At 56.2% G+C, this 17,032-nt stretch carries 12 protein-coding genes; 4 read left to right on the top strand and 8 right to left on the bottom strand.

Going from position 1 to position 17,032, the window contains the following annotated elements:
* A complete protein-coding gene (locus AK829_RS06755; protein ID WP_052205176.1) occupies positions 1-1,164 on the bottom strand; it encodes a restriction endonuclease subunit S in 1,164 nt (387 codons plus the stop codon).
* Positions 1,157-2,752 carry a type I restriction-modification system subunit M gene (locus AK829_RS06760; protein ID WP_052205177.1) on the bottom strand — a complete coding sequence of 532 codons (1,596 nt, stop codon included), beginning with the start codon at positions 2,750-2,752 and terminating at the stop codon, positions 1,157-1,159. The genes AK829_RS06755 and AK829_RS06760 overlap by 8 nt, the downstream gene beginning before the upstream one ends.
* 223 nt (positions 2,753-2,975) lie before the next feature.
* Between AK829_RS06760 and AK829_RS06765 the strand changes: the two genes are divergently transcribed.
* Positions 2,976-4,094 carry a glutathione S-transferase C-terminal domain-containing protein gene (locus AK829_RS06765; protein ID WP_052206423.1) on the top strand — a complete coding sequence of 373 codons (1,119 nt, stop codon included), beginning with the start codon at positions 2,976-2,978 and terminating at the stop codon, positions 4,092-4,094.
* 97 nt (positions 4,095-4,191) lie between these two features.
* The gene (locus AK829_RS06770; protein WP_052205178.1) at positions 4,192-4,662 is read left to right on the top strand and encodes a hypothetical protein; all 471 of its coding nucleotides are present in this window, start codon (positions 4,192-4,194) and stop codon (positions 4,660-4,662) included.
* An 18-nt stretch (positions 4,663-4,680) separates the two neighbouring features.
* Here AK829_RS06770 and AK829_RS06775 read toward each other — a convergent pair whose 3' ends face one another.
* Complete coding sequence (locus AK829_RS06775; protein WP_052205179.1) at positions 4,681-6,132, bottom strand: purine-cytosine permease family protein; 1,452 nt, start codon at positions 6,130-6,132, stop codon at positions 4,681-4,683.
* Positions 6,133-6,369: 237 nt separating this feature from the next.
* Between AK829_RS06775 and AK829_RS06780 the strand changes: the two genes are divergently transcribed.
* On the top strand, positions 6,370-7,254 hold the full coding sequence (locus tag AK829_RS06780) for an abortive infection family protein (RefSeq protein ID WP_052205180.1): 885 nt from the start codon (positions 6,370-6,372) through the stop codon (positions 7,252-7,254).
* 112 nt (positions 7,255-7,366) lie between these two features.
* Here AK829_RS06780 and AK829_RS06785 read toward each other — a convergent pair whose 3' ends face one another.
* The 5 genes from AK829_RS06785 to AK829_RS06805 form a co-directional block, all read right to left on the bottom strand.
* On the bottom strand, positions 7,367-10,903 hold the full coding sequence (locus AK829_RS06785) for a type I restriction endonuclease (protein WP_052205181.1): 3,537 nt from the start codon (positions 10,901-10,903) through the stop codon (positions 7,367-7,369).
* Positions 10,904-10,905: 2 nt separating this feature from the next.
* Entirely contained in the window at positions 10,906-12,063 is a 1,158-nt protein-coding gene (locus tag AK829_RS06790; RefSeq protein ID WP_052205182.1) for a restriction endonuclease subunit S, read from the bottom strand.
* Positions 12,056-14,056: a type I restriction-modification system subunit M gene (locus AK829_RS06795; protein ID WP_052205183.1), complete on the bottom strand. Its 2,001-nt coding sequence runs from the start codon at positions 14,054-14,056 to the stop codon at positions 12,056-12,058. Before AK829_RS06795 ends, AK829_RS06790 begins: the two co-directional genes overlap by 8 nt.
* Before the next feature lie 171 nt (positions 14,057-14,227).
* Positions 14,228-14,758, bottom strand: a complete 531-nt coding sequence (locus AK829_RS12465) for a hypothetical protein (RefSeq protein ID WP_052205184.1) — start codon at positions 14,756-14,758, stop codon at positions 14,228-14,230.
* A 69-nt stretch (positions 14,759-14,827) separates the two neighbouring features.
* Entirely contained in the window at positions 14,828-15,331 is a 504-nt protein-coding gene (locus tag AK829_RS06805; RefSeq protein ID WP_052205185.1) for a hypothetical protein, read from the bottom strand.
* 123 nt (positions 15,332-15,454) lie between these two features.
* On the opposite strand from AK829_RS06805, the gene AK829_RS06815 reads away from it, so the two are divergent.
* Positions 15,455-17,032 (top strand): SLC13 family permease, encoded by a 1,578-nt coding sequence (locus tag AK829_RS06815; RefSeq protein ID WP_232305674.1) that lies wholly within the window; start codon positions 15,455-15,457, stop codon positions 17,030-17,032.

The following is a 17,032-nucleotide window of genomic DNA, read 5'->3' on the forward strand; positions in this document are numbered from 1 at the left end:
TTACTCCTTCACCGGGAAATCGAGCAGTAGGTCACGGTAATACTCGTATTGCTTCTGCCGCAGCTCGCGCTCGCGTTTCAGGTTCTCGATGTACTCGGTGAAGGTGTCGAGTTTGGCAGCGATTTCTTGCTGGACCTCTAGCGGTGGGAGGGGAACTTCGAAAAGCATCAGTCGTTTCGTGTCTAAAGAAGCGACTGATCCCCCCTTCTTGTGTGCTTGAAGAAGGATGCTCTCTCGACTGTGCTCTAATGCGTTAAACAAGTAGCGCCCATTTACCCCGTCTTGCGGGCACACAGCTTTCAGATCTTGATTCATAGCGACAGTTTGAGGAAAGTACGCAACAGGCAGCCTTTTATCCAAAATGCTAGATCTAGTTACCAACGCTGTCGATCCTGCTGGGACTAACTTCGCCGAAGATCCCGCCACAGCTTCCTCGGTGATGTAATCGACAGTACTTGTCACCGAATGACCTTGCATATCTTTCGGAGAGACCCAAGGAATAACGCCGTTTTTCCAGAAAGAGTCGTTCTTTTTAGAAGGTGTGCCGCCTCCAAACCACGTTCCTATACTCTGAAGTGGGACAAGCGGATAAGCGCTCAATTGATCGAATAAAGCGTTGCTCAATGCGGTTTTCTGCAGCTCTCGTCCTCCAATTTCTTGCTCCAGCTCGCGGTCTAGCTCCACGAACTGATCGAGAATCCGCACGATCTCTTCCTGGACCTGAAGAGGAGGGAGGGGGATCTGAAACTTAGCGTAAATACCAATCCACTGGCGAGCGTGCTCTACCGGTTGGTAGTTGATCGTTTGCATCCCGTAGTAAATAAACCTGAGATCGTCGCGCTCGCCAGAACGCGCTTTCAGCAATTTCATGGCTGAGGATTTCACTTTAAATGGGAAATCGACCCATTTAAAGGACGTGGTGAAGTCATCAAAGATCACAACGGGATTCTCTAGTGAAGCTGGGTAAATCCCTTCCTCTTCGTTTGTGTAGCCGAGGACGAAAGACTGGCCAGCAGTGAGGACCGGAGTTTTATACTCATCGTGATATTCGGCGCTCTTAACGGCATACTTGCCTGGCTGCTCGTAGGACAACAGCTCGCCCAGCGCCACTCGCTGAACCCCGTCAGGACACAACTCCCGAATCAGCTCACCGACCTTACTCATCTGCGTCCACCTCGCCTTCGAGGTCGGCCACGATCTCATCGATGGACTCACGCAGGACCTGTTGGCGGGCAACGATCTGACACAGCTCTTCGTTGAGTGCCTTTGCATCAATAACTTCACGCACTTCTTCACGGGCAACGTAAGAGTTCACCGACAGGTTGGAGTCGTTATCAAGCACATCCTCGTTGGAAACCAGCGCAGTCTCGTACTCCACTTCTTCACGGTCTTTGTAGAGTTTGAGTATCGCGTCCTGGTGCTCAGGGAAAAGCTTGTTGTTCTTGCCTACGCGCTTGAAGTGCTTCGAAGCGTCTACAAACAGAATGGAGCTGTCTTCCTTGGACTTCTTCAGCACGAGAATGCAGGTAGCAATCGTGGTGCCGAAGAACAGATCCGCGGGAAGTTGGATGACCGCTTGGACGAAGTTGTTTTTGATGAGGTACTCGCGGATCTTCTTCTCCGCTCCACCGCGATACATTGCGCCCGGGAATTGAACAATGGCCGCGGTGCCGTCAACGTCAAGGTAAGACAGCATGTGCATGGTGAACGCGAGATCCGCCTTGGATTTCGGGGCGAGCACACCGGCGGGCGAATAGCGATCATCATTAATCAGCACTGGGTCGTCCGCACCCTCCCAACGGATTGAGTACGGCGGGTTGGACACGATTGCGTCGAACGGCTCGATGTCGTCGTGAAGCGGATTGATAAGCGTATCCCCACGCTGGATGTCGAAGGCTTCGAACCCGATATCGTGCAGGAACATGTTCATGCGGGCGAGGTTGTACGTGGTGATGTTGATCTCTTGCCCGTAGAACCCGCCGACGTTCTCCTTGCCCAAAACCTTGGCAAACTTCAGCAGCAAGGAGCCGGAACCACACGCAGGGTCATAGACCTGGCGAACACTCTTCTTGCCAGATGCTGCAATTCGAGCAAGGAGTTCGGAGACTTCCTGAGGTGTGAAGAACTCACCACCGGACTTGCCCGCGTTCGATGCGTACATCTGCATGAGGAACTCATATGCATCACCGAACAGATCAATGCTGTTGTCTTCGAAGCTGCCGAGTGGCAGGGCCGCCACAGCGTCGAGAAGCTGAGCAAGCTTCTTGTTTCGCTCCGCTACAGTCGCACCGAGCTTGGTGGAGTTGACCTGGAAATCATCGAAGAGACCCTTGAAGTCACCTTCCGAGTCCGTGCCCACCGCACTGGTTTCGATGTTGCGGAAGACCTGCTCGATGGTCTCATTCAGATTGGGGTCGTTTTGAGCCTTCGCCTGAACGTTTTCAAAAAGCTGCGACGGTGGAATGAAGAAGCCCTTGTCCTTGACTACTCCCCCGCGCCCGTACTCCGCATCCTCATCCGAGAGGTTGGCGTAATCAAGATCGGGATCCTCAGCATTGAGGTAGGCCGTGAGGTTCTCAGAGACGAAGCGGTAGAACAGCATGTTGAGCACGTAGCTCTTGAAATCCCAGCCATCTACAGAACCACGGAGATCATTGGCAATCTTCCAAATGGTTTTATGCAGTTCAGCACGCTGTTCTGCACCATCTGTTGCTGGTGCGTTCTCCGCTACTTCTTTTTCAATATCCGCCATACCTGGTTCCCTCAAAGTTATTGAGTTATCTTTGCTAACTCCCCGATTGTGTCATAGCTGCAGCGTCTTCGCGGTAGCAAAAAGCGGGCATTTCTTGCAGGTTATGGCGTGGTTTTCAGCCTGGGCTGCTTTGGGGCTTCCTCAGCACAGCTGGTTGTGGCTGGCCAGAATTCATCTATAGTTGACACATCACCAACTTTACGTTTCAACAGGGAGGCCCCAAATAGCTACGGACGCGCAGAAGGAAACCTCGACGGACTGGGCTGGCGATGCCCAAAACGCCTCGACGGACGGCGAGTTCAAGCGGGACACCAACTACATCGGTGACCGCATCGTTGCGTCAGTTACCGGCGATGCCCCTCAGCCGTCTCCTAATGACAATGGCGAGACCCTCCATTGGCCGGTACAGCCGAATCGTTACCGTCTCATCGCTGCGCGTGCCTGCCCGTGGGCACACCGTGCGGTCATTGTGCGTCGTTTGATGGGCTTGGAGGACGTGATCTCCCTGGGCCTGGCTGGGCCGACCCATGACAAGCGCTCCTGGACGTTCGATCTGGATCCGGGCGGGCTCGACCCAGTCCTGCAGATCCCCCGCTTGCAAGACGCGTACTTCAAGCGCTTTCCGGATTATCCGCGTGGCATCACTGTGCCGTCAATAGTTGAAGAGGCAAGCGGCAAGGTGGTGACCAATGACTACAACTCGATGGTCCGTGACTTCCAAACGCAGTGGACCGAATACCACCGCGCCGGTGCGCCCAACCTCCTGCCGCCGGAGGAGCAGCGCGAAGAGATGGAAAAGATCAATGACTTCCTCTTTAGAAAGTTCAATAACGGTGTGTACCGGGCGGGGTTCTCGGCATCGCAGGAAGGTTACGACGCTGCCTATGCGGATGTCTTCGAGGTCCTCGACTGGCTGGAAGACCGCCTAGCAACCCGTCGGTTCATCATGGGTGAGCACATCACAGAGACCGACATCCGCGCCTACACCACCTTGATTCGTTTCGACGCTGTCTACCACGGCCACTTCAAAACCAACCGGAACAAGATCAACGAAATGCCGAACGTCTACGGCTACTTGCGCGAGCTATTCCAGACCCCTGGGTTCGGTGACACCACTGACTTTGTGGAGATCAAGCAGCACTATTACATCGTGCACCGCGAGCTCAACCCCACCCGTGTCGTCCCGGCTGGCCCGGATCTCTCGGGCTTGGCGCAGCCGCACGGCCGCGACCGACTACCTGGCGCACCGTTCGTTGAGGGCACTACCCTGCCCGGTGAAATGCCAGAATCCGAGCGGCTGAAAAATCCCACGACGTTCCAGCTGGAGCTCTTCGGGAATTAGCCGTAGCCACACATCCGTTCGACAATCTGCCTCCCTGTGTCGAAGGGCAGTTTTATAATGTCTCCTCGTCCCATCACAAGAGAATAAGGAGGCGTTGTTGGGCGAGCTGCTCAAAGCCGCAGTGGGGTGCATTGAAGCCCCGTCCCTATTTCCCCGAGAACTGAAGATATTGATGCAGGTGGCGTTGCTTGCTGAAGACGCCACCGGCCCAACCCTCACCCCCACCGGGATAGTCCGCCAAGCAACAGCGGGCCGGGTGGACAACTTCGGAGGGCCAACCATGACGAACTGGCTCAAGCGAGACATCGTCGATGCGACACTGCCCACCTTCATCGGCACAGGTTGGCTCCAGGAGGTCCCCGGTCCGGAGAACGACGGTGCCTACCAACTCAACCTGACCCGGTTGAAGCGCCTCCTCGACCAAGCGGAGACAACACTGGCCACCGGCGAGTCCGACCAAGAAGCGCTGGAGCAGGCGGACCGTGAACTGCCCGGCGACTTCGACTCCACCCCGGATGACCTTGCCGAGCAGGTGGATCGCATCCTGGTCAGCAACCCGGCGATGTAGCCCGCTGGGTTGCAGCGCCTAGGCCGCAATCTCCTCCTGACGGCGGATGCGGCCCCGGCGCGCAAACCACGCTGCAACAAAGGAGAGCACGAGAGCGACGAGCACACCAAGGTTCGCGTCAGCCCAGTGCTCGCCCACCAGCGGCAGGAAGTATCCCTGCCAGTTATTCCAAGCCGCTTCCTCCGCAAACAGGTTGACCACAAGGCCCCACCCGATCACCGAAGAGACGACGAGGATACCGATGGAGATCCAGTCCACGGCACCGTAGCGCCCTGCCGAGTTGTACAGCGGGGGCTCGTCGTAATCCTTGGTGCGGGTGAAGATGTCCGCGATAAGGATGCCCGCCCAGCTAGCCAACGGCACGCCGAGAGTAATCAGGAAGGACTGGAATGGGCCAAGGAAGCTTTGGGAGACGAACACCACCCAGATGGTGCCGATTGTCAGGATCACTCCGTCGATGGCGGCAGCCGCCGGGCGCGGGATGTTAATGCCCAACGTGAGCAGCGTCAGGCCCGAGGAGTAAATACCCAACACCGCGCCGGAGACCAGTGCGAGTACCGCGGTGATCAAAAACGGCACGAGCACCCAGGTAGGCAACACAACTGCGAGGGCGCCAATCGGGTCGTCCGCGATCGCCTCTGCCAACGTCTCGTCAGACGCTGCCAGCAGCAAGCCGAAGATCACCAAGATGGTGGGTGCGATGGCGCCACCGAACGTGTTCCAGAAAATGATGGAGCGATCCGGAGTGTCACGGCGCTGGTAGCGCGACCAGTCCGCCGCAATGTTGATCCAGCCAAGGCCGAAACCGGTCATCACCATCACCAGCGCACCAACCACGCTGCCTGCAGAGCCGGCCGGGATCGCCTGGACCGCGGACCAATCGATGCGCGGAATGGTCAACACCATGTACAGCAGAGTCACCGCACCGGTGAGCCAGGTCAGGACCGACTGCAGCTTCATAATCGTGTGGTAGCCAAGCACGGACGCCGCCACGATCAGGCCTGCGACAATAACGGTCGCAATCACACTTGTGGCCGTGCCCGGATTGCCGCCGAGTTCCCGGATCACCGTGGTGGTGGCCAGCACCGCCATAATGGCCAGGAACGTCTCCCAACCAATGGACGTCAACCACGAGACAATGCCGGGCACCTTCTGCCCTTGCACACCGAATGCGGCGCGGGAGAGCACCATCGTCGGCGCAGACCCGCGCTTACCAGCTACCGCAATGAGGCCGCAGAGGAAGAACGAGAACGTCACGCCGAGTGCGGTGACGAGCGCGCCTTGCCAGAACGACAGCCCGAACCAAAGCACGAACGAACCGTAGGAAATACCGAACACCGAAATGTTTGCCGCAAACCACGGCCAGAACAGATCGGAGGGTTTCGCGGTGCGCTCGGATTCGGGGACGATATCAATCCCTAAGGTTTCTACAACCGGCGCACCACTTGCTGAAGACTTGCTGTGTGTCATACACGGACTATACGACGTTCAGGTGAAAAGTCACCGAATTGTTTTCTTCGCGAATGGAAGAAGAACCATGGGAGGTTCATTGCTCACTTCTAACAGCACTCCCCGTATTTCTCGGTTTTGGTGCAGTAGCGCTTATCAAACTCTTCTACCCCTTATCATCACGGCACATCGGGAATTGATAGAGCATTTTTGGAGTAAAAATGAGCAAGTACCTTCTAACAAGGAGAATGCCCTAGCATGATGCAAGATCAGCAAGGAAATTTCATTAGTTCCAACATTCGCGGGCTGGTTTATGAAATGAGTAAGTTTGTTACCGTTTCTGATGTGGAACGATCGTTTCAGAGAAGTGGCCTAACGATCAAGCACGCACCGGGAAAACGCCCTGATACCCCACAGAAAATGTTTTCAGCTTGGTCCACTTCCATCAACTGGACAGACAAGCACCGCGCTATAGATGGGTTGAAAGCGTTAAGCCGAATCACACAGAGAGCGCGAGCTATCGAGCTGGAGCAATACGACGGAAGTTGGGTACAAGGCTTTTCCGAATACGACGGGTGGGTAGACGAACTGGAACGAGATTGTGCTGATGAGGGATTGCTCTACGACCGGGGTACGGGGAGAATTACCACTGACCCGGACGCCCACACTGAAGAGTTCGTAGACCTCGATCTCGAGATCCTGCAATACCAGCAATCGGTAGTAAAGGCGCAGCGCAACCTGAATGACGCAATCCGCGATGACGTGACTTCCTGGGCAGTCGCAGCCCGGTGCAAATACTTAGTGGAAGCGGTCTGCAAAGTGATCCTGAGCCAGAGCGCTCCTGAGCGACTTGCAAATCTGGAGAACCCTTATCTGAATACCCTCACCAAGGAGGTTTCCGAGTACCTCGGTCTTAAGGAAGGCCGGAACTCATCCCCTGCGATGAAGAATTTTGCCATCGGGCTGCAACGATTAGCTCAAGGTTTGGCAGAGGTACGCAACCGTACAGATGAGAATCATCCTCAGATCGATTTCGATCCTCCATCCGACCATGAAGTCAGGTTGAGCCTAGACGTGACACACGCATGGTGCAGATTTGTTCTTGCAGAATACCGAGCAAAATTGGAAGAACCACCATTCTGACAAATTGCTCTTTGCATTAAGTAAGGACAGATACCGAACACACTTGGTCACCTACTATTCGGTTTGTTAGGTGATCAGTATTGATCGGACCCTCCAGGCGCCTCCCCCCCCCCTAGTAGTGCTCCACTGCGTACATCACGACACCCTGGTACAGGTCACCGTCCACCGGCAGTGAGTGTCCGACGAACTGTGAGCGAACCACCTCGAACACGTTGGAGGTTCCGCGATTCGAGAGCGCTTCGTCCAGGGATCGGGCGAGTTGCTCCTCAACGGTAGAGGCACCAGCGTGCATGAGCATTACATCGAGAAGGTCCTGGATACGACGTTCAACCGGCGACTCATCCTGGGGTTCTTCCGCACCACCGATGAGCGCGTCGTCCGGCACAGCAATCCCGCGCGCCTTGTCCTCCATCGCAGCAACAGCAAGACGGGACATTGCTGCAGTAAGGACGTTCAGCGCGTCTTCGCCACCGAGCATGAGGTTGGTGAACTGCTCGTGCTCAGCGTCGGCACCCAAGATTGCGGAAAGCACTTTGTCGCGAAGTTTCGGTGACTTCGCCAACGCCTCCTGCGGGTTCTTGGTGGCAAGGGCTTCTACTTCTTCGTCGTTAGCCAACGCCTCCCACACGGCATGAACCATGCGGGTGTTCGCGGAGTTGGACATGTCGATGCCTGCAGCGGAGAACAGCTCGTTGACCTGCTCCACTGCTTCGCGGAATGCGCCTTGCAGCGGATCCCCTGCGCCACCGGTAGAGACACGACCATCGAACCCTGGAACAGGGAGCGGGGCTCGCGAATCCTCGATGTTGAGTTTCAGCTCAACGCCTGTTTCAACGTCACCCATGACGGCGGTCTTCACTACCTCGACGCCGGTGACGTAATCCTCCTCGCGGGCCTTCTTACCAAGTTTGAGATTGCGCACGAGCAGGTCAGCGAAGATTGCTCGCTTGTGCAGGGTGACGTCTTGAAAGTCGATGAACTGGCTCAAGAAATCCCACGCGTGGACATACTTCACCAGGTTGGCGCGGAAATCCGTCGCCACCGCCTCGTTGTCCTTATCCTCGGAGATCAAGGCGCCTCCGTAGAACTCGGTCCACCGGGTAACGATCGGATCAATACCAACGCGGATCAGGGTGTCTTTCTTCTTTACATCGATGTCCCGATCCATGAACGTGTTGGCGATCGCTTCCATCTCCTCGGTGTCGTAAAACTGGGAGGTGTCCAGCACGCGAGCAAGATCTGCAAGCACATCCGGGTCTACCTCGGTATCGATAGACGCCTGCGAGTAGTACGGCTGGAACGAATGAAGAATCGTTTCGGGATCATTGACGAAGTCGACGACGAAGGTCTTGGTCTTATTTTTCGACGGCATCGTCCTGTTCAGGCGCGAGAGCGTTTGCACCGCCATCACGCCGGACAGTGGCTTGTCCACGTACATCGCTGACAAGCGAGGTTCGTCAAAGCCAGTCTGATACTTGTTGGCCACGATGAGGAACTTGTACGCCGCACCGTCGAACATCTTCGTCGTTTCCATACGACGATGACCCTCAGGTGCGTTCTCGTTATTGAGCGAAGACTCCGTAACGATTTCCTCGATATCCTCGTCCTTGGACACATCGAGCGAGCCAGAGAATGCCACAAGTGCTTCAAGCCCGTGATACTTCGGGTTGGACTTGATCACATCCTGAACTGCCCGGAACCAGGTGTATGCGCTCATGCGGTCGTCACAAACGACCATTGCTTTCGCGGTCGATCCGAGCAGGAAGCGCACGTTGTTGTTGAAATGCTCGACGGCCACTTCTGCCTTGGAGTGGATCGTCTTCTCGTGGGAGCGAACGAAGTGCTTGAGTGCAGATTTAGCCTCGCCAAGAACTACGTCGTCTTCGCGGCCAAGTTGATCTTCGATCTTGGCGTAGAGAGACAGTGAGATGTAGTTCTGGAGCACGTCCAGGATGAAGTTTTCGTCGATTGCCTGCGCCATGGAGTACAGGTCAAACGCCACATACTTCTCTGGGTTGTCCGGGGACGGCTCGCCAAACACTGCAAGGGTCTTCGCCTTGGGAGTTGCGGTGAGCGCCACGAGAGTGACGTTCGACGAGCGCGCGACCGCCGAGTCCCGCTGCTGCTGCAAACGGTCCTTCTCAGCACGCGTGAGTTCGCCGGAGGGAGTCGAACCAGCAGGGGCACTGAGCGTTACGCCGCTGTCGAGCGCCTCGTCGTCTTCAATATCCGCAGCCGCTCGCGTTGCTGCTTCCGCAAGCTCATCAGGAGTGTCCGAAAGCGTCTCAAGCAGCGTGCGCGAAGCCTTGCCGTGCTGGGACGAGTGCGCTTCGTCGATAATCACGAGCCAGCGGCGGTTCCGCAGTTTCGGGGAACGGTCAATCGTTTGCGCTAGTGCCGGGAAGGTTTGCAGCGTACAGGACAAAATGCGCTTGCCCTGGGTGAGGTAGTGGTTCAGTTTCTCGGACTTGGACGTATCGTCGCCGGTGATGTTGATGACCATGCCTTCAGAGGCCTGAAGCAGCGAAAGCCCATCCGCGACGTTCTTATCCAGCACAGTCCGATCCGTAACGACGATTACGCAATCGAAAAGTTTCGTCCCGTCTTCGTGGATCATCTTGTTGGCGCGGTGCGCCAACCACGCGATTGTTTTCGTCTTGCCGGACCCCGCAGAGTGCTGGATCAGGTAACGCCGACCGGTGCCATTGGTTGCGACGTCTCCGGTGACACGTTCAACAGAGCGCAACTGGTGGAAGCGCGGGAAGATCAGACGACCCTCGTTGCCCTTCGTAGACGGCTCCCACAGTGCGTAATCCTTCAAGATGCGCAGCAGCAGATCTGGCGAGCACACCCACTCCCACAGGTAGGAAACGTTGTACCCGTTGGGGTTGTCCGGGTTACCAGCGCGCCCTTCCTCGGTTCCCTGGTTGAACGGAAGGAAGACGGTATCGGTGCCGTTGAGTTCCGTGGTCATCATGACTTCACGGGAGGACACCGCGAAGTGGACGAGGCAGCGGCCAGGATTGAGCAGCGGGCGGCTGGATCGGTTCGGCTTGCGGTCGTGTTTGTACTGGGCGACGGCATCGTCAATCGACTGCGTGTTGTCGGTCTTGAGCTCCATCGTGATGACGGGAATACCGTTGACCAGCAGCACAAGGTCAATCTCACCTAAGCCACGTTTTTCAAAGTGGACTTGCTGCAGCACACGTAGGCGGTTTTCCTTCGCCTTGTCGATCACATCCGTCTTCGCCGGGTCGTACGGGTAGAACCCCGCCATATCCGGGAAGTTCACGGTGCCAAGGTCTGTCTGTGTAAACGAGAACCCATCTCGAAGAGTGCCCAGTAGGCCGCCGTTGACCTTCTTGGTGATGCCATCAAGAATCGGCGTGTAGTCGAGCTCCTTCGTCAGGCGTTTTAACAGCCGGTGCTCGCGAGACTTTCGCTCTGTGTCGTTCGCAGTTTCAGGAATCGCCCGCTCGTATTGCTCCGGATACTGAGTCTTTAGCCAGTGAAGGACATCTTCGGGGAACAGCCCGAGTTCGGGGTCAAAGCCCTTGTCGTTGGCACCCTCGTTCCAAATCCAGCCTTGGCTGTTGAGAGAACGGCAGATGGTCAGTTCCATCGCTTCTTCAAGAATTGGGTTCACCATGATTAGACCTCTTTTCGCCCCGTAACGACTTCAGTGATCAGAGCAGTCTTTCGCGCTTTGAGGTTTTCGATGAGTTTGGTGGACTCTTCAATGAGCGCATCCATACGCTCAAACTCGCGGTCGAGTTCGTCTGCGATCTCTCGCTGCTTCTCTAGTGGAACGATAGGGATCTGCTGAAGTTTCAGGTCGGTAGCAGTCATACTCGGGATCGCCGTCTGGGTGCTGAGTAGATCGAACGGAAGTATCAAGGACCAGTAATAGAAAAAGTTCACGTCCAAATGTTTGTTAGGAACTGCTACATAGGCGGTGTCCACAACCCAGAACTTTCCGCTAATACGTCTTGGTTTGTTGAGCGTCCCCTTGCGCCCAAAAATCACGGCTTCGCCGTCATAAAGGTAGTCGTTGGCGTATCCCATTTGGCTCCCTGACCCGAACACTGGGTATTCGCCGTTTTCGTCTTCAACTTCGGACCAGTCACGACCACTAATGAACCTAGCGAATAAACCCATTTGCGTGGTATCAGCGTTTAAGGAATCAAGTTTATCTTTCACTAGCAGAGATTTTCTGCATTCGAGCGATGCTGCTAACTTTTCGAGATTGTCAATCAGCGCGTCCATCTCGCTGATTTCCTTATCGAGATAATCAGCGATACGGCGCTGGGTTTCGAGATCAGGAAGGGGAATGCGAATCGCCCCAAAACGCTCTTGGGCAATGCTTCTCCTGTGCGGGAGGATACCGTTCCCCATGTTCTGCGCTTGGTTACGGAATTCCTGAACACCAAACCAGTAGTTGAGATACCGAGCATCAAGTTTCGATTCGTCGGGCGAAATGATGTGGTACACAGTGGAAACGACCCCATCGAACGGGCTAATACCATAACTACCGATCCAGAAGTTCATACTGTTGACGATGATGTCGCCTTCATGAACTTTCTTCGTTCGAGTCAGGTCTTCGGGTTTTCTGTTCCCTACAGCACCCTTATCTTCATACCTCATTACGCCTTTCTCCCTCAGCAACGAGAGATACTGCGCGTCTAAATCCTCGTTTTGCTCGTTTCGAAACTTTACGAGAAGTGAGAGAGGTGCCGTGTTCGTGAATCCTGCATTCCTCCACTCTTGACCATTGGATATATCAGTCACCGGAAAAAGGTTGTTAGTCATCAGAACGCACCTCCCCGAACATGGCGTAAATACGATCCAGCGAGCTAGCAATATCCGCGTCCAACTCTTCGAGAGAGCGGGACTCTTCTGGCTTGTAGAACAGTCGCGTCAGTGGCAACTCCGTTCCCACCTTCGCCAAGGACTCATCCCACTGCATATCCGGGACGAACGGGAGCACTTCACGCTCCATGTGCTCGGAAACGTCCTCGGTGTACGGCACGCGCTCGATAACCTTAGAGGATGCATCCACAACAGGGTTCCCCTTCTCGTCCAAGGAAGCGGGCGCATTCTCATCCTCCACAGCGAATGCCTTCATAATGTGGCGAAGCAATGGCGCGCCCATCTTCACGCCATGTTCCTTAGCAACAGCCTTCAACGCTTTCGGCAGATCGTTGTACTCGCGTCCCTCCATCTCACGGATAACTGCTTCATGCTCCGGGAATGCAGACTTGTGCTTCATCGCTTCTGCCACAGTTTCATCCGTGACGCTGACCGCGTAGTGCGCCAACTTGAACATCGGCACATCACGGTAGGTCAGATCATCAGCCGTCACGATGATAGAGCGATCGTTCTCCTCGAAATCCTTGTAAACCTTCGTGATCTCGCGGATGTTGTCTTCGGTAAACTCAACGCGTTTTTGTCCCATGTTTTTACGCATCGGGGCGCAAATTTCAGTCGCGTCGATGAACTGGATCTTGCCGCGGCGACGTGGTTCCTTGTTCCTGTCAAGAATCCAGATGTAGGTGGCAATGCCGGTGTTATAGAACATGTCATTTGGCAGCGCGATGATCGTGTCCAGCACTTCAACGCCGCCTTGCGCGCCAATGAGGTACTTGCGGATGCTGTCCGGACCACTCTCCGCATCGCCGGTAAACAGCGGCGAGCCGTTAGTAACTACGGCTGCGCGCCCACCCTTCGTTGCACCATCAGCCGCAGCGAGTTTGTGCGCGATGTGCATCAGAAACAGCATTTGGCCATCGCTGACAGCGGGAAGCCCCTCAGCAAAGCGGGGATCGCCCTGCTCCTGGAGCGCCTTGACGTCCTTCTGGAATGCCTTCCAGGACGAGCCGTACGGTGGGTTCGCCATGATGTAGTCAAAGGTTTCGTCGGCGTACTGATCATTGGTCAGGGAGTTGCCAAACTTCAACACTTCTGGGTTCTTGAACCCCTGCATGAGCAGATCAGACTTGCCCATAGCGAATGAAGATTCCTTGAGTTCTTGTCCTGCAACGACGATCTCAATACCTGGGTTGATAGCCCGGAGCGCATCACGGGCAGCGATGAGCATGCCGCACGTACCGGCGGTTGGGTCGTAGACGGAACGGATGATGCCGTCTTCCTCCAGTTCGCTGTCGTCCGAGGTGAACAGAATGGACGTCATCAGACGAATCGCGTCGCGCGGAGTGTAGAACTCACCGGCGTCTTTCGCTTTTCTGGCGAAGGAACGATACATCAGGTTCTCGAAGATGTCGCCCATCGTCTGATCCTGGAGTGCCTCGTCAGACATGTCGATGGACGCGAAATGGTTCACCACATTCCAGAGTTGATTATTGCGGTCAAGGAAGTCGATGAGTTTCTCGAACTCAAACGCTTTCCAAATCTCTTGGATATTTGCAGAGAACGCCCTGAGATACTGCAGCAGCCCTTCCCTCAACGTGTCGTCGGAGGTAGCCAGGCGTTCGAGAGACAACTGAGACGTGTTCCAAAAACGAAGCTTGAACATGTTCTCGATCTTGAGATTCACAATCGAGGGATCTGTTCCCTTCACGTTCTCCCGGTGGACGAGATCTAATACGTCCTTCTTCGTCGACTCCAATCGACCTTCAAGGCGACGGAGCACAGTGAACGGAATGATGTAGTCACCGTAATTCTCGGCCGGGACAATAAGCCGCAGGTAATCATCTGCGGTCTGCCAAATGGCAGCATTGAGGCTGTTGACCTTGGCAGTTTGCTTCGGCGTGATCGAATCGAGGATCTCTGAGGTGTCAGTCATCGTTGCTTCCTTGTGAATCTGTAGACGCCTGATTGTCCCACAGGAATCACTCATTTTCGGACAACAAATGTTGGTGTTTCACCGTACGAGCGGGAGGTTTGCCACTGTGCACCGATCCATGTCGCGCGACGAAATGCTTCTCGAATATCTCAAGACCACCAAAACCGGCACCTACCTCATCCCACCCGGTGTGGGTGAGACCGGTTTCGTCGGTGAAGGAATGTTTGCCTGGCCCCTGTCCTGTATCTCGCCTTTGCGTCCTTTCACCGCCACAACAACGCCCACGATGTAGGACACAATTGCCCCAAGGACGCTAAGCAAACACAATGTCCAGGAAAGATCTAACGCCGAGCGCCCCACAAGCTGCGTAAAGACGGATTTCACGCTCTCTTCGGTATCACCGGTATCGACCATAAAGAAGCCTGCCAGGACGAGGAACAACGTCACCGCGATGAAGGCCCAAGACTCGCGCCACCCGAAGGACTTAAACGGGCCTGCCCCTGGGCCTTCCTTCGCGCTGCGCACGGGGATAAACCACAGAGCAAGAAGCAAAAGTGCCACGAATAGCCCAGCCGGAATGGAGTAAAAAATGAGCCATCCGCCCACCCCAAAGAACATCCGCCCAAAGGCAAAGAACGCAGTCCCAAACAGACTCACGACAAGCGCCGCAACGGAGTTGATACGGACATTGCGGTAATTCATGCACCACATCCTACGGAGAAAACCCACTGCTCTCGCCGGCAAAACTTCCTCGGTGGGCAGCGCCTAGCATCACACTTGCGTTTCGGTCGGCCCAGGATACGACACCCGGTCTTCAGCATCCTTAATGCGTCCTTTCACCGCCACAACAAGACCCACGATGTAGGACACAATCGCCCCAAGGAGACAGAGCCAACACAACAACGCAGAAAGCTCTGTCGCCTGCCGTCCAACAAGCAGGGTGAAGACGGATTTCACGCTGTCCTCGGTGTCACCGCCATCGACCATAAAGAAGCCAGCCAGGAAGAGAAACACCGTTACCGCGATGAAGGCCCAGGATTCGCGCCACCCGAAGGTCTTAGACGACCCTGCCCCTGGGCCTTCTTTCACGTTGCGCACGGGGATGAACCACAGGCCAAGAAGCAAAAGCGCCGCGATCGCCCCAACTGGAACGGAGAAGAGAACCATCCATCCGACCACCTCAAACATAACCCGCCCCAGGGAAAAGAACGCCACCCCCAACAGGCTGAGGACAAGCGCCGCGACGGAGTTGAGTTGAACATTCCGGAAGTTCATGCGCCACATCCTACGGAGGAAACCCAATACTTTCGCTAGGAAAACTGTCTCGGTGGGCAGCGCCTGTCAGATCTCTACATCAGTGCAGGTGGAGAGCATCGCTGAGAGCTCTGGCTTTCTTGAGTGCAACACTCGAACCTTTCTGAGAGGCAAAGGCGTGCAGGTCGACCTGCGTGCGGACGCCGTAGAGAACTCCTGACAAACCAAGTAATCCCTGTTGTAGCGGGTAGAATTCGACACATGGTGGAGACACAACGCCGCTCGAAACAACGCCCGCCCGCGCTAGCCAGTAAAGGCCCCCAGCTGAGCAAAAAGCAGTTGGTGGGCCTGGTTTTGGGCGTGGTCTGCTTCCTCATCCCCTTCTTCGTCCAGATCCCGGACTTGTCCACCCCCGGGCACCGGATGCTGTCGATCTTCTTGCTCGCCATCGTCTTCTGGGTGCTCGAGCCCGTGCCGCTCACGGCAACGGCGGTGTTGGTCATCCTGCTGGAGGTCCTCTTACTCTCCGACGGTGCGATAGTCGACCCCACCGGTGGAGACCCAGCACTAGCAGATCAGCTGCTTCCTGCATCCGCGTATTTCTCTGCGCTGGCCCACCCGGTCATCATCCTCTTCCTCGGCGGGTTCATGATCGCGCACGGGGCGGAGAAGTTCGGGTTAGATCGCAACCTCGCAGCGATCATGCTGCGCCCCTTCCCAGACAAGGCGCGCCTGACCGTGCTGGGGCTCATGCTGATTACCGCCGTGCTCAGCATGTTCATGTCGAACACGGCCACCACAGCGACGATGTTCGCGGTTGTCATCCCGATTCTCAAGACGCTGCCCGCGGGCAAAGCGCGCGCCGGCGTGGCGCTATCGATCCCGCTCGCTGCCAACGTGGGTGGCATCGGCACCCCGGTGGGCACACCCCCGAACGCGATCGCGATCGGTGCGCTCGCCGAGCACGGCATCCGTGTCTCCTTCGTGGATTGGATGCTCATGGCGGTGCCTTTCATGCTGGTTGTCCTCGCCTTTGCCTGGGTATTTCTCTGTCTCGTTTTCATCCCCGCTGAGAGCCGCATCTCCATCGAGATGCGCTCGAAGTGGAACACCGCCACCGACGCGAAACTCTTCTACGCCGTGGCAGGTCTGACCATCCTGTTGTGGATGAGCGAGCCGCTCCACGGCATCTCCTCCAACACCGTCGGCTTCATCCCCGTAGTGGCACTGTTGTGCCTGCAGGTGATGAAGGGCAAGGACGTCCAGGCACTTGACTGGCCGGTGCTGTGGCTCGTCTCCGGTGGTATCGCGCTCGGCACGGGCGTGGGTGCCAGCGGCCTGGACGAGTGGCTGGTCGGCTCTGTCAGCTGGGAGGTTATGGGCGCGCTTGCGATCCTCGCGGTGCTCGGCCTGATCGGCTTCGGCATGGCGAACGTCATCTCGCACTCCGCGGCGGCCAACCTCTTGGTGCCGCTAGCAGTCTCACTGGCGCTCTCGCTCGACGGCATCGACCCGCTGGTAGTCGCCGCAGTGGTGGCGCTCGCCTGCTCGCTGGGCATGGCGCTGCCGATCTCCACGCCGCCGAACGCGATTGCGTACGCCACCAAGGAGATCGCCATCCCGCAGATGGCGCTGGTCGGGCTCGTGGTCGGCACCGTGGCCACGCTGCTGCTGATCTTCGCCTTGCCTTCTGTCTGGCAGCTGATGGGGCTGGTGGTCTAG

It is taken from the genome of Corynebacterium riegelii, assembly GCF_001263755.1.
In the GTDB taxonomy this organism is placed as follows: Bacteria; Actinomycetota; Actinomycetes; order Mycobacteriales; family Mycobacteriaceae; genus Corynebacterium; species Corynebacterium riegelii.